This window comes from Paenibacillus sp. S-38 (assembly GCF_049942825.1).
Taxonomy (GTDB): Bacteria; Bacillota; Bacilli; order Paenibacillales; family NBRC-103111; genus Paenibacillus_G.
In genome coordinates, this window is the sequence record NZ_CP187970.1 from 2678981 (window position 1) to 2692407 (window position 13427).

13 protein-coding genes and 3 pseudogenes are annotated in these 13427 nt (G+C 47.2%); 14 read left to right on the forward strand and 2 right to left on the reverse strand.

Annotated elements, in window-relative coordinates; translation table 11 throughout:
- Positions 1-250: 250 nt before the first annotated feature.
- From ACP26L_RS12285 to ACP26L_RS12330, 10 genes and pseudogenes are all read left to right on the forward strand, one after another.
- A pseudogene (locus tag ACP26L_RS12285) lies at positions 251-727 on the forward strand (transposase); the annotation flags it as partial.
- A 176-nt stretch (positions 728-903) separates the two neighbouring features.
- The gene (locus ACP26L_RS12290; RefSeq protein ID WP_426452799.1) at positions 904-1446 is read left to right on the forward strand and encodes a tetratricopeptide repeat protein; all 543 of its coding nucleotides are present in this window, start codon (positions 904-906) and stop codon (positions 1444-1446) included.
- 546 nt (positions 1447-1992) lie between these two features.
- Positions 1993-2868, forward strand: coding sequence for a DNA ligase (locus tag ACP26L_RS12295; RefSeq protein WP_426452800.1), 876 nt, complete (start codon positions 1993-1995; stop codon positions 2866-2868).
- A gap of 113 nt (positions 2869-2981) precedes the next feature.
- Complete coding sequence (locus ACP26L_RS12300) at positions 2982-3605, forward strand: hypothetical protein (protein WP_426452801.1); 624 nt, start codon at positions 2982-2984, stop codon at positions 3603-3605.
- Between the two features lie 68 nt (positions 3606-3673).
- Entirely contained in the window at positions 3674-3913 is a 240-nt protein-coding gene (locus ACP26L_RS12305) for a hypothetical protein (RefSeq protein WP_426452802.1), read from the forward strand.
- A 312-nt stretch (positions 3914-4225) separates the two neighbouring features.
- Positions 4226-4612 (forward strand): hypothetical protein, encoded by a 387-nt coding sequence (locus tag ACP26L_RS12310; protein ID WP_426452803.1) that lies wholly within the window; start codon positions 4226-4228, stop codon positions 4610-4612.
- Positions 4531-5004 carry a DNA polymerase thumb domain-containing protein gene (locus tag ACP26L_RS12315; RefSeq protein ID WP_426452804.1) on the forward strand — a complete coding sequence of 158 codons (474 nt, stop codon included), beginning with the start codon at positions 4531-4533 and terminating at the stop codon, positions 5002-5004. The genes ACP26L_RS12310 and ACP26L_RS12315 overlap by 82 nt, the downstream gene beginning before the upstream one ends.
- Positions 5005-5033: 29 nt before the next feature.
- A complete protein-coding gene (locus ACP26L_RS12320; RefSeq protein ID WP_426452805.1) occupies positions 5034-5480 on the forward strand; it encodes a DNA polymerase in 447 nt (148 codons plus the stop codon).
- Positions 5477-5806 carry a YolD-like family protein gene (locus ACP26L_RS12325; protein WP_426452806.1) on the forward strand — a complete coding sequence of 110 codons (330 nt, stop codon included), beginning with the start codon at positions 5477-5479 and terminating at the stop codon, positions 5804-5806. The genes ACP26L_RS12320 and ACP26L_RS12325 overlap by 4 nt, the downstream gene beginning before the upstream one ends.
- Positions 5807-6005: 199 nt before the next feature.
- Positions 6006-6432, forward strand: a pseudogene (locus ACP26L_RS12330) (DNA-entry nuclease).
- Between the two features lie 162 nt (positions 6433-6594).
- Here ACP26L_RS12330 and ACP26L_RS12335 read toward each other — a convergent pair.
- Positions 6595-7818, reverse strand: a complete 1224-nt coding sequence (locus tag ACP26L_RS12335; RefSeq protein WP_426452807.1) for an IS256 family transposase — start codon at positions 7816-7818, stop codon at positions 6595-6597.
- Between the two features lie 273 nt (positions 7819-8091).
- On the opposite strand from ACP26L_RS12335, the gene ACP26L_RS12340 reads away from it, so the two are divergent.
- From ACP26L_RS12340 to ACP26L_RS12350, 3 genes are all read left to right on the forward strand, one after another.
- Positions 8092-8631, forward strand: coding sequence for a CBO0543 family protein (locus ACP26L_RS12340; RefSeq protein ID WP_426452808.1), 540 nt, complete (start codon positions 8092-8094; stop codon positions 8629-8631).
- A 985-nt stretch (positions 8632-9616) separates the two neighbouring features.
- A complete protein-coding gene (locus tag ACP26L_RS12345; RefSeq protein ID WP_426452809.1) occupies positions 9617-9832 on the forward strand; it encodes a PDC sensor domain-containing protein in 216 nt (71 codons plus the stop codon).
- A gap of 17 nt (positions 9833-9849) precedes the next feature.
- Positions 9850-11535 (forward strand): methyl-accepting chemotaxis protein, encoded by a 1686-nt coding sequence (locus tag ACP26L_RS12350; protein ID WP_426452810.1) that lies wholly within the window; start codon positions 9850-9852, stop codon positions 11533-11535.
- Positions 11536-11726: 191 nt separating this feature from the next.
- On the opposite strand, the pseudogene ACP26L_RS12355 reads toward ACP26L_RS12350, so the two are convergent.
- Positions 11727-12457: pseudogene (locus ACP26L_RS12355) on the reverse strand (IS256 family transposase); the annotation flags it as partial.
- A 467-nt stretch (positions 12458-12924) separates the two neighbouring features.
- On the opposite strand from ACP26L_RS12355, the gene ACP26L_RS12360 reads away from it, so the two are divergent.
- A complete protein-coding gene (locus ACP26L_RS12360; protein WP_426452811.1) occupies positions 12925-13383 on the forward strand; it encodes a hypothetical protein in 459 nt (152 codons plus the stop codon).
- Positions 13384-13427 lie beyond the last annotated feature (44 nt).

A 13427-nucleotide genomic window follows, 5' to 3' on the forward strand; every position in this document is an offset into this window, starting at 1 on the left:
TGTTCTTTTTGAAAAATCCCGTACATTTAACTTATCGGCATAATACATCGGTAAATTAGCAGTCAAAATGTGGCCGATTTCTGACCGGAAAATGACCGATAGATGGCCGTCCAATTGACGGGAACCATGATATATTTATAGCATCCAATACTGATCCATAACCAATACCGCGGCTGCAGTGGCACCTCCGCGGGACATATCAGGCAAGAAGGTTGCTTACGAGCAGCTCAGACTGAAGCGGGTGTTCCTCTTGTTATATACTTATCAGCCTGATCCTCAATTGGGACTATGAGCTTATCTGTATTGAGCATATGGTGCCGGACAATCATCTGCTGCGGCATATCCAAAAACATATCGACTTTTCCTTTATTACAGAGCTTGTTCGCCCGTATTACAGCCATTCAAAAGGCCGTCCTTCCATCGATCCTGTTATGCTTTTTAAAATGCTGCTCATCGGGTATCTTTACGGAATCCGTTCGGAGCGACGGTTGGAACAGGAAATCAACCTGAATATTGCCTACCGCTGGTTTCTGTGCCTTGGTCTCTCCAAAAAGCACTGGACCACAGCACGATCAGCTGGAACCGGAATTATCGCTTTGAGGGCAAAGAAGTATTCCAAGGGCTCTTCGACCATGTCGTTCGTGTGGCTATGGAACATCGGATGGTAGCTGGCCGCGTGCTCATCACGGACTCTACCCATCTCAAAGCCAACGCCAATAAACGTAAGCTTAACAAGCAAGTGGTAGAATGCGCGCCTAAGGAATACACATTTTTCAGATAGCCGAGAAGCTTGTATATAAACCGAACCGAACCGAACCAAGCGCATGAAGCAGGAGACCGAGCTGGGAGCAAGCAGATCGGCCTGTTGCTGGGTACTTCCAGAAGGATAAATCCAAGCGCAACTTGGCGTTACTGCAGCAAGCGGTCGAGGAGCATCCGGAAGATCCGTATTTCAAGTTCCAGCTGGCCAAGGAGTACCGGCTAATCGGTGAGTATGACAAGGCGGACGAGATCTTCACGCAGTGCTATAACCTCCTGCAGGGAGATGAAGCTTTTTATCCGCTGGCGATCGTGGACTTTCTCTACAATACCCTAGCGAGTAAAAACTTTGAGGCAGGCCTGAAGATCATCGAGCAGGAGGAGCGCTACCTGTACGAGTATCCTGATTTCTATCTTGCCTGCGGTCATTTTTACCGGGAGCTGGTGTACAGCGATATTGAGAAAAACATGAACTACTACCCGCTGATCGAGAGATGCTTTCAGGCATGCCTGGAGATCGGTGAAACTGATCGGTATGATGGAGTACGGGGGGCAGGAAGCACTCTCCCGGCCTATGAGCTCGGGGTGATTTATGAAACAACCGGTGATATGGTCAAGGCGAAGGAACATACGAGTTTGCCGCAGACCGTGGTTATAAATTGGCTGCGGATCGGCTTGCAAAGTTGAAATAAAGGGAGAGCGGGAGGGGACAGATGCTCTCCCTTTTGGCTTTATCACGCAGTGGAAACAAGATGGTGGGATGCTCCGCTGCTACGAAAAATAATGCTTGAGGGGGCCCGCAGGTAGGAGATATATGAAGGATCTTATACTAATATTAAAGTGGTTAGGTTATATGCTTCCGGGCTTCGCGGCCCAGGCAGTTTTGGTGTACTTTTTCAATCGGGGAGATATGCAGCAATTGGCTGTTGTATGCATTTCTCGCCGGCGTAATTCTCTACAACACTTTGACTCCGGCGTACGGGATCGGCGTCATTTATATGGAATGGGCCGTTGGTCTGCTCCTTGTGATTAGCACACCCCTGATCAAAAAACGGAGAAGATTCTGGCACCAAGAGGGTATTGCTTTAAAACGATGCATTGAAAAATGTGGTGACGATCAAGTGTTTAGGTATGACGAGGAATTGTAGGGATGGTTGATCGTTCGTTTCCAGCCATTCCATATGTCCTTGGGATGTGGCTGCCGTGATATGGTGAACATGGAGGACGATGTCCATGTTAAATCAACCATTAAAACCAATGTTGCTGCAGCCGTCCCATACCCTAAAGCCGGACTGGCCGGCGAGTTTGAAGTGGGACGGATTTCGCGCAATAATTCATTATAACGAAGGGAGGACGCGCGCCTTCACACGTGAAGGTAATGAAATCACGGCAAGCTTCTTCCCGGAACTATCTCAGTTAAAACTCAACTGCCGTTCAGCGATCCTGGATGGCGAATGCATATGCTTTGACCTGCTCAATCAAACGCCCGGCCAGCCGCCAAAGGCATGGTGGGATGATGCCATGGCCCGCTTCCACACCAAGAAGGAGGCTGCTGTGAAAAAGGCAGCCCAGACAATGCGGGCCCATTTTCCTGTCTGGGACATTTTATTCTTAGACGGTGTACCGCTATTGAAGAAGACCTTCCTCGAGCGTAGAGAGCATCTGAAGAACATCGTAGGGCCTGGTGACATCGTATCCGTAACCCCTCTTTATGAGGATGGAGAGCAGCTCTTTGCCAGGGCGAAGGAGCTTGGTTTGGAGGGGGTTGTTCAGTACCGACCCGACTCATCTTATTCGCTCGATGCCCGCCCCAAGAATGTATGGGAAAAGGTAAAGGCATATCAGTATGCGACGGTTCAGGTAAGCTCTATGAAGCGCAGTGAGTTTGGATGGGGGCTGTCGATCGGCGGGAAGTACGTAGGCGTGCTGGAGTTTCCGCCGCCGGCCGCGGAGCGAAAAGCATTTATCAAAATCGCCAAGCAAATAACCCGCGGCGAAAACAAGGACTGGATCTTTGTTGACCCGGTCATCAGCTGCACTGTGAAGTTTCAGTGTTTCACAAAGGACGGCAAGCTGCGTTCGCCTAAGTTTGAGGCCTTTTGTACATAGCATTTTACCTTGAACCAAGTTCCGTAGCCGAAGTGAAGTCGCTCTAAGCCAACAAGCATGGCGTTAATGAAATCAGACTTCAGCAATCCATCAAAAGGGGATAGGGAACGAACATGACTGGACACATCGAGAAGATTAATCAGATTGTTGAAGAGACGACGATTTCTGTACCTAGGGAAGCTATTCGGGCTGCCATACCTTTTAGTTCAACGATAAGACAAACATTCCGCGATTATTATGATGCAGTCGATGTTCACTTTTTCACGATACTGATCCTGAAAGAGCATGCGGAAAGATTGTCCAAAGATTTAATGTACAACCTATCCCGATCCGATATTCCCCGGATGAATGGTTTGACTTATGTGGAGCTAGGGGAGATCCTCGGAAAGCAGGATGCTGCTCTTCGTCTCATGGCGCTTGGAGAGTACTTTGGTTTCTGGAGAATTGCTCATCCGAAGCGGATCATGCCTGACCTGGATATGAGTCACTGGGATAGCCTGGCGAATCAAGGTATGGTTTGGATTGATACGAGTCGTTTTCCGAAATTGCCTGTGCCGGTTCTAATAGCGGTACTTGAATTGATTCATTTACCCCCTTTGGTATGGAGAGAAGACTTTAACGACCATCTTATCGGATGGTCTTTTGTTGTCCATTCACTTGTGTCATCGCAGATAAATCGTATTCACAGCCCACGCTCGTATTGTAAAAGGAGAGCGCTATATAGAGATTGTAAGTAATATCCTCTGTTGTACGTTTTAAATCCAACTGTTAATATATTCTAAACGGCATAAGGGAGGGAATATAAGTGGACCGTCGTTTCATCGTTGCCGTAGTTGCCTTTTTCAGCGGGTTTGCACTCATGTTCACGCCACCAGTACAACCGTTTCTACTTTACGAGATTGGAATGACCCTCGGTATGGATGATCCAGGTGGTGCTCTTGCAAGAGTACTTTTGACCATCGGCGTGATTATGGTCATTTGGAGCCTGATCATAATCGTGAGAGAACTATATAGCATAACAAAAACAAAAAGGGGAGCCGCATAAGCGTGCTCCTTTTTTGTTACCCCTGGGAGTTTAGCTTGTGCCAGCGGTAAAGCTGTCGTTCGGAGATGTCGCACTCCGCCGCCATGTCTGCGCTTGGCCTCTGGTTGATGGCCTGCTCTGTTGACATGTTCAAATGGAAGCCTTGTCATCAATGACGGATGATAGGCTTTTTATGCAGCACTCATTAAAGATGGGGGTTCAGTGAAGCCATACAAGGAAAAATTTATTCATTGTAGGGAACATATATTCGCCTTATAATGGGTATATTTCTAGTGAGAACAAATGTTCCGTATTGGGGGTGACCCATGCAGCATGAAGTATGATACCAGTTCATTTCCAAGAGTACCGGTCTTCTGTATTGATTCAAAGAGTTTTTATGCCAGCGTTGAATGTATCCGGAGGGGATTACCGCCGCTTGAAACATTTCTGGTGGTCATCGGAGATGCCAGTCGAAGTGGGTCGGTTGTGTTAGCTGCCAGTCCACCAATGAAAAAAAATTTCGGGATAAAGACGGGATCTCGATATTATGAAGTACCCAGGGATCCCAGAATTCATGTCGTTGAAGCAAGCATGTCTACGTACCTTGAGTTCTCCATCAGCTTGCCCCGCCTGAATGTGTGTACCAGTACAGCGTTGATGAGAGCTTTTTTTGCTACGATTCAGGTATGTATGGAACCAATCTTCAGGCGGCAAGAATGATACAAGATCGCATCGCAGTAGAGCTTGGTGGGTTGGTCGTAGCGGTCGGAGTCGGCGAAAATTATTTTCAAGCGAAGGTCTGTCTCGACGTATTGGCTAAGAATAATTCGGAGACAGGATTTTTAGCAGAAGTGTCATATCATGATTTTGCAGAGAAGCTCTGGGGCACCCCGCTCCGTAGCGTCTGGGGAATTGGCTCCCGTATGGAGCGTAATCTGAACTGCATGGGCGCCTACAACCTGGGAGATCTGGCCAGAATGCCTGTCGAGAGGCTTCGTAAACGGTTTGGTATTATGGGAGATCAACTCCACAATCACGCACACGGTATCGATCTGAGTGACCCGTATCATCGGCCACAGCTGCATCGCAATGAGTTGGTACAAAAGGCGTAGGATCAGGAATCACCCTAATGCGAGATTACATGGGGGATGAAGTGCTTACGGTGATCTTTGACCAGATCGAGGAGGTCACACGGCGTATGCGGAACGTGAAGATGGCCGGCCGGACGATTTCCCTTGGCATCGGGTATAGCCAGGATGAAGGGGGAGGGGGATTCAGCCGCGCCCGCACGATCGATGTAGCCACGAATGTCACGGCGAAGATTTATGAGGTTTGCAAAGATATCTTCAAACAGAATTACCACGGCCGGTCCGTTCGTAACGTACATGTGTCGTTGACCAACCTGCAGGATGACACAACTGTTCAGCTGGATTTGTTCGAGGATAACAGCAAGGAGCGGGAGATCGGTTATGTTATGGACTCGATAAGGAATCGATTTGGCACGCGAGCCATTTTCCGGGCACGCAGCTTGAATCCTGAGGCAACGAGTCTGAAGAGATCTGGTCTAATTGGAGGTCATAAAGCATGATACGAGACCGTGGACGCATCAAGTGGGCTGGATTCTATATGCCCGAGCAGAAGAAAATGCTTGCGAAGATGTACGAGTCGCATAACGACGTGAAACAGCCGGTGCTGGATGAACAAAGATTTGAGGAATTCGATGAAAAGCTGGCTGAAGCGCAGGAGAACGGCAGGGAGCTGCGTATATCATATTATGAGAGCAAGCGAATCCGCACGGCCGCGGGGCATATTGATAAGATAGACCCAATGACCAGGATGATTGTTCTGGTTACAGAAGACCGAGGCCTCATGCGGATCCACTTCTCCTCTATTACGAATATTGAACTTACATAATGCACGGGGGGCACTTTTTCTTTAGTGGGAAGAGTGCTTTTTGTTGAAAAAAGACTCAGCTATAAGAAGTATCAATCTATAGCCGTTATCAATGGGTCCTAAGCTGTACATGTTATAATTGTGGTAGGATTTCTGAATTTTAATGATGAATAATAGGGATGGAGCCAAAAGAACAATGAAGATGCTGCATTTATTTCTCATGTCTTTGTACTCCGAGCGAGTTATAAACGACATGGATAACCTGCAGCCGAAGGGCGTGGACTACACGATGATCTTGCCGGCGGACCGGTATCGAGAGACGGTGAAGCATAATCGGAAAGCTGTTGCTGAAGGTGAATCCGTTGCGTGTACTACGATTGATCGGGAAGGAGCGGAGAAAACCGGAAAGAATCGCTGAAAGGTATTCCACGAAGAAAGGCTACGATCGGGAAGAGCGGCCTATGATGTGCGCCGAGGGTGGAGTGGGGTCGAGTGTTGAATATATACCTAATGCAGATAATCGGGGTGCAGGATCATGGATCGGCAACCAGCTAGAACGCTTCTCGGACGGACATAAAGAAAATCGCCCTCCACCTTGCCAAGAAGGCAAAGTAGAGGGGATTGCAGTTAATAACGAGTCTGTCTAGAATTTTGTGTAACCTTTTAACGCCGATTCTAGTTAAGGGTTGTTCCGCAGCTTGACTTAGAGCCTCTGTGGGCATGGAATATCGCGAGTGGCCGAGTTGGCTGGAAGCCTCCTCGCGCCGGCGATCAGCCTACCATGCCCACCTCTCCAAGTAAAGCTGCTTTTAGCGTACTTGGACACGCTCGGGGTAGTACACGGTCAATTGCAGCAAAATCTGCCCCCAATTCTGCATGCGGCCGGTCCACTTTTTCAGTACATCCATGGTGGAGAGATACAGCATCTTCAGCAACGATTCGTCGGTGGGAAAGGTGCTTTTTCCTTTGGTCACTTTGCGCAGCTGCCGGTGATAACTCTCAATCATGTTTGTGGTGTAAATCAGCCTTCGCAGTTCGGCTGGATACCTAAAGAAGGTCGTAAGCTCATCCCAGTTCTGCCGCCAGGACTTCACAATAAGCGGATATTTCTCGCCCCACGTTTCCTCAAATTTGTCCATCTCCAGCTGCGCGGCTTCCTCGGTCGGTGCTTTGTAGATCGGCTTGAGGTCTGCTGTAACCTTCTTTACGTCTTTGTAGGAAACGTAGCGAATAGAGTTACGGATCTGGTGAATGATACACTTTTGGATCTCCGTTTGCGGGAAACTGGCGGCTATGGCTTGAGAAAATCCCGACAGATTGTCGACACAAGTGATAAGTATATCTTGAACCCCACGGTTTTTAAGCTCATTTAGCACACTGAGCCAAAACTTCGCGGTTTCGTTCTCGCCAATCCAGATGCCAAGCACGTCTTTGTTTCCGTCCAGATCAATGCCAATGACCATATAGGCCGCTTTGTTCACAATATGCCCGTCCTGCTTGACTTTAAAATGAATGGCGTCCAAAAAGACAACCGTATAGACGCTTTGCAGCGGCCTGTTTTGCCACTCCTTGATTAGGGGAACAATTTTATTGGTGACATTGGAGATGAGGGTGGGAGAGACTTCAACGCCATACAGATGCTCCAGGTGATCCTGGATGTCCCTTGTACTTACTCCCTTGGCATACAGGGCAATGATTTGATCCTCGATGCCGGTAACGTTTGTTTGATGCTTCGTGACCACAATGGGGTTAAACTCTCCAAGCCGGTCACGGGGCACCTGAATCTCCACATCGCCGTATTCCGAGGTCACCGTTTTCTTGGTATAGCCATTGCGGCTGTTCTGGGTCTGTTTGTTCTTCACGTCGTGCCTGTCATAGCCGAGCTGCGTATCCAGTTCAGCTTCCAATGCTTCCTGAAGTACATCTTTGAACAATTCTTTTAAGGTGATCTGGATTTGCTCAGGGGAAGTGAAATTGTGTTCTTTTACAAAAGAACGCAGATCTTGCTTGGTCCAAAACTTACTTTGAGTCATGTGCAGTTCCTCCGGTCCGGTTGGTTTATATGGAATTCAGTATTTCCATTTTTTCTCCGGTTTAAGAGGTTACACATTTTATTTTACAGACCCGCTGCCGGCCCAGATCGGCAGCTTCATTACGTTAACGGGGCAGTTTAGTTGAACACGAACAATTTCGTCGTAATTTGCGAAAAATATAATCTTCTCTTGCCTCAAAGTTTCTTATTAACGAATACAAACTAATGCCAGAAGCTAATACTAGTAAAAAAATTCCTTTTTGTGGAGATGCTTATGTTAACCATCGTACGCCCCTACATGCCATTAATCCTTTCAATAGTATGGCTAATTGCAGCATGGCGTTTTGGGGACTGGAGAAACTGGAGGAAATATTACCCATCCACCCTTTTCACAGTCGTTGTAAGTTTAGTGATTTTTACTCTACAGCATAATCATCCATTATGGAAATTTCACGGCGCATTCCTCTTTCCAAATCGTACATTACATGAACATCGGATAAATTTTTCTGTTTTACCTCCTATTTGCTTACTTTTTCTTACTTTTTATCGTTATAGATCAGGGTTTATTCAACAGTTTCTGTACATCACATTCTGGGTTGTTATCTTGTCATTGACAGAAGCTTTCGTTGGTTTTGCAAAATTCTTGACCTATCACAATGGGTGGAGCATTTGGTGGTCAGTTGCGTTTTGGTATTTGGCTCTTTCTGTTATACGTCTCCATTATTCGAAACCTCTTTTGGCATCGTTAGTGAGCCTTGGATTAATAATTTTTGGATTAGTTTACTTTAAAATTCCAATTAGTAAACTAGATTAATTTGAAATTCAATACAGACACTTGTTCATTACCATGAAAGAACGGATTAACTTCCTTACTCTGTGGTGCAGCGCAGGAGATGCATTGATGGATGATGGCGGAATTCGATGAATGGGCAGAGGATGCAAAGTCACAAATCAAAGCATCAGACCGAATCGATCCGTCCAGACTCGTAAGTATTATTCGCAGTTAATCCAATTAAACACGAGTATGCAGACAAACTCCCTCATCTGCGCGTTGCTGCACAGGAGCATTGTAAGGCTTTCTTATTCCAAAGGCGGAGAAGCGATCCACCGCGGCTTTTACTGTCCAGCCCTGTATAGGAGCTAATTATTGGCGGATTGAAAAGAGGCAGGCTGTACAAAAAGAAGGTACCCGAACTGGGGGGTTACTCGTACGAATACGGGTTTGATCAAGACGGAAAGCTGCTCCGAGTAAAACGCGTACATGAGTTTAGGTTTGACGAAGAGTATTTGGTATACATCGGAGATGTGGAATATGGCCTGCAATTTAATAATGTCGGCGAACTGGATGGGTGTCTAGGTGTACGTACGAGAATGGGCAATTAATGAGATACGAACAATGTCATTGCGGGATAGAGAAATTGAGGGGAGGCTCAGCACTTCTGCGGCAGAGCTTCCGAAGAGAGGGCAAGCCAAGCTAGTATAAAATAACCACTTCAAACGCCTGCCGGTTTCTCCGATATACATTTATAGGTAAAGTAAATTTACCTATCGGAGGAGTGTACAGTTATGGGTGGGCAGACACGCTCGGACTGAATCGCAGGAGGGTTATGGACTGCACTGCAGTTGCAGGAGCAGGCCGCTTATTTGTTGTCATCCCACAACACGTCCCGTGAACTGCTTGAGCTCCGGGAAGCCTGACGGATGCCGATTTTTTCTCCGCCAACAATCCGCTCTATACGCGGGGCAATGATACACTGGTGAAGAGCTTTCAGGGCTCCAGAGGGAGCAAGTCGTTTTTGGTGATCGATGCCAAGGGGACGATTGTGGCAGGAACAAATCAAGAGAATATTGGACAATCGCGAGCGGACCGCGAGTATTTCACCGAAGCAATGAAGGGCAGTTCGTTTATCAGTGATGCGATCATTTCCAAAAGTGACGGAAGCGTGCTGCTTGCCTTCTCGCAGCCGATAGACAAGGTTACTGTATTATTTAAAGCACTGCAAAGAACTACTTAAATCTATGAGGTGAGTCTATGGGAAAACAGCTATCCACCAAATCTAGCAAACTGAAAAATAAAGTCGTTGTCATAACGCTGATTATGCTGCTCATTCTGCTATCCGCCACTACGGGTGCAACTATCTATTCGATCAATAACAACATGAACAAGGTGCTGATCAGCAAGGCTGTAGACTTGGACAAGGAAATCGCCGCGCAGGCCGAGCTCATTTTGCAAGGCGGGACCGATCCCGCGAAAAATCTGCAGGCTTTTGTGGAAGATAAGGTTAAGCAAGCCAACTTGGCTTATGCCGTTGTCATTGACACGAATGTGACGGCAATCGCACATAGCGATTCTCAGAAAATCGGCAAAGTATATAAGGACGATGCCTATACACTTGACGGAGCCAAGAACGGGGCCGTGAAAACGAGTAAATTTTACGCAGACGTTCAAAAAGTGTGGACTTATGACATTATGACGCCAATATATAAGGACGGTACTCTTTATGGCGCTATGGACATCGGCATCCCCGTAAACGGAATTAGCCAAACGATTAACAATATCTTAATGTACCAAGGCATCATATCGGTTATCGGTCTCGTAGCGTTTATTATTACGATGTTGTTGATTTACGAAAGAACGTTTAGTCCGCTCGACAATTTGGTCGTATTGATTCGCAAAACGAGCACGTTAGACCTTAAATATGACGCTACTTTCGAAAAACTGGCGAAGCGTTCCGACGAAATCGGCAGAATCACGCTGGCGATCGGCACAATGCGAAACTCGCTTAGAGAGATTTTCAACTCAATCAATCAAGCTTCCAATGATATTGGCAGTGCTTCCGACAAGTTGAATCATGTATCGAAAAACAACATGGCCGCGACTTCGGAGCTGGACCAGTCGATCTATAATATTGCGAAAGCCAGCGAAGAACAGGCTTATGAAACGGAGCGCGGCTCCGATCAAGTGACGGATCTGGCTCTCGGCATGGGTAATATTTTAAGCAGAACGTCGGAGATCGGCTCTATGGTCCATCGAACAAATGAGTTAAGCCATAACGGTCTTTCGATCATTAACGATCTCACCGCTTCCTCTGAAGAAAACAAGCGTGCTTCGAGAAATGTTGAGAGTATTGTCGTTGAAATGGACCGCAGCTCAACCGAAATCAACAGCATCGTCAACACCATTCATCAGATCGCCAATCAAACGAATTTACTGGCGCTAAACGCATCCATCGAATCGGCAAGAGCCGGAGAAGCAGGTAGAGGCTTCGCTGTCGTCGCGGGGGAGATTCGCAAGCTGGCCGAGCAAACTGCCAAATCGACGGAGGAAATTCAGCACAAGGTCGATACGATTCGCAGCAAGTCGGAAATGGCCGTAACCGAGATGAAATTCAATTTGCGCATCGTCGAAGAGAATGACCGGAATGTTAGCAGCACCCGGGATATTTTCGTACACATTTCGGATAATTTAGCTACGCTTACTAGAAAGGTCGAGGATATTCTCGCGAACAGCAAGACCGTTCAAGCCAACAACGAGAGTTTGGTCGATTTCATTCAGAGCATTTCAGCCACTTCTGAAGAAACGGCCGCCAGCGCTCAGGAAATGACGAATATGGCCAAAGGTTATTTGACCAGCATCGAAGTACTTGCCCAGCAGGCGAAAGATCTTAGTGAGCTTTCCGATACATTAAACAAATATATGCGTATGTTCGAAATGTAAAAAAAGCACCTATGCGGAGTGGAATTGTCCGAATAGGTGCATCTTCTATAGACAATGCGAACAGTTCGTGGCTTGCTTGCCAGGTCTGTCAAATATTTTGTGTAAACTCAAATATGGAACCGCACGTTTGGAAATACAACAAGCCAAATTCTGAGTAGATCTAACCCCTTATTTTGTGTGTGTGGGGGGAGCTAGCGCAGGCGCTGTTCAATGCGCTCCGGGTACAGTATGGATAATTGAAGAAGGATTTGTCCCCAATTTTGTACCCTTCCTGTCCACTTGCGTGTAACATCCATCGTGGCCAAATACAGCATCTTCAAAAGAGCTTCATCGCTTGGGAAGATGCTCTTTCCCTTTGTTACCTTGCGCAGTTGCTCTCAATCATATACGTCGTATAGATGAGCTTTCGAAGTTCGGGTGGATATTTAAAGAATATTGTCAGCTCGTCCCAACTGGTTCTCCATGATTGAATAATGAGTGGATACTTGCTTTCCCACGCTTCCTCAAACCGTTTAAGTTCAAACTCAGCAGCTTCCACTGTTGCCGCTTTGTACACGGGCTTTAGGTCTGCCGTTACTTTTTTCAGGTCCTTGTAGGAGACTTACCGTGTGGAGTTTCGGATTTGATGAATAATACACATTTGAATCTCTGTCTTCGGATAACATGCGGATATCGCTTGGCTGAAGCCGCTGAGGTTATCCACACACGTGATCAGGATATCTTGGACGCCACGGTTTTTGAGTTCACTCAGGACACTGAGCCAGAACTTCTCACCGATCCACATGCCCAGTACGTCCTTGTTACCGTCCAGATCGATGCCAATCACCATATATGCTGTCTTGTTGATCATCGCGCCGTCCTGCTTGACTTTGAAATGAATGGCATCCAGAAATACAACGGCATACACGCTTTGCAGCGGCCGGCGGAACATGCCGGCGGTATCCTGAATGTGCCCCGGGCCCCTCCCAGGTATGTCTGCAGCAAAACAGAAGAAAGGGGGCAGAGGGTTATGAGAAGGGCCCAAGGGATCAGTTTTTTCATGGTGGTGTGTCCTTCCGGCGTAAGATTTTCTATACATCTATGATACCATACAACAAATGGAGAATTGCGTCTGAAGGACCCTAATTGACAAATATCGGTATAGATTCTTTATCGAACAATGAGTATAATGTGTTTATCTATTTCTTATGTTGATTGCCCCTGCCAGGTTTTAAAAAGCTCAGCTCAAATCGAGCGTTCAAGGCACATGCCTATTTCAGCATGTGTGAATGCCCTTCCGAGGGATTGAACATTCGATTTGGGCTTTTTTCTTTGCCCAAATCGAATAAGAGGTGCAGCCAGTGGCTCCGTGTTTGCCACGAGGGCTCACCCGACAAAAGGAGTTAGTGTATGAATCATTTTGACGTAAAAGCAAGAGAGTGGGAACGACGTTTTTTTAAGAGGTTTGCTTCCGGCACAGTAGAGACTGGACTTGGGAGGATCAATCTCGTTGAGTCCGTTTCCCCGAAGCAGGTGCACTTTAGAACCCAGCACGGCAAGGGATCACATGGAATTTCCCGCGAGCGGGTGCGCGCGGCGATCGCGTTCTTCCTGTATCGGCGGACAACCATGCGGAAGAGTCTAGAGCAGTTCAACAAGTTCTCCTCCTTTCTGATGGGACTCCTTCAGATCATGTTTGTAGAGATAGCCAAGATTCGCATAACGGCGAAGGGGCTACGGCTGAGCCTGCGCGGTACCCGCTTCACGCCTGCCGGCTTTGACCGTGATGTTCGGGGCCTGGAGCTGGTAAGGAGCTGGGGGCAGCGTGGTGCTCTGCAGCTACTTCCATTTGAGGGACGACAAGTATGAGCGTTTTCGGATGCGATACGAAACGACTTGAAGATTCTCCTGGA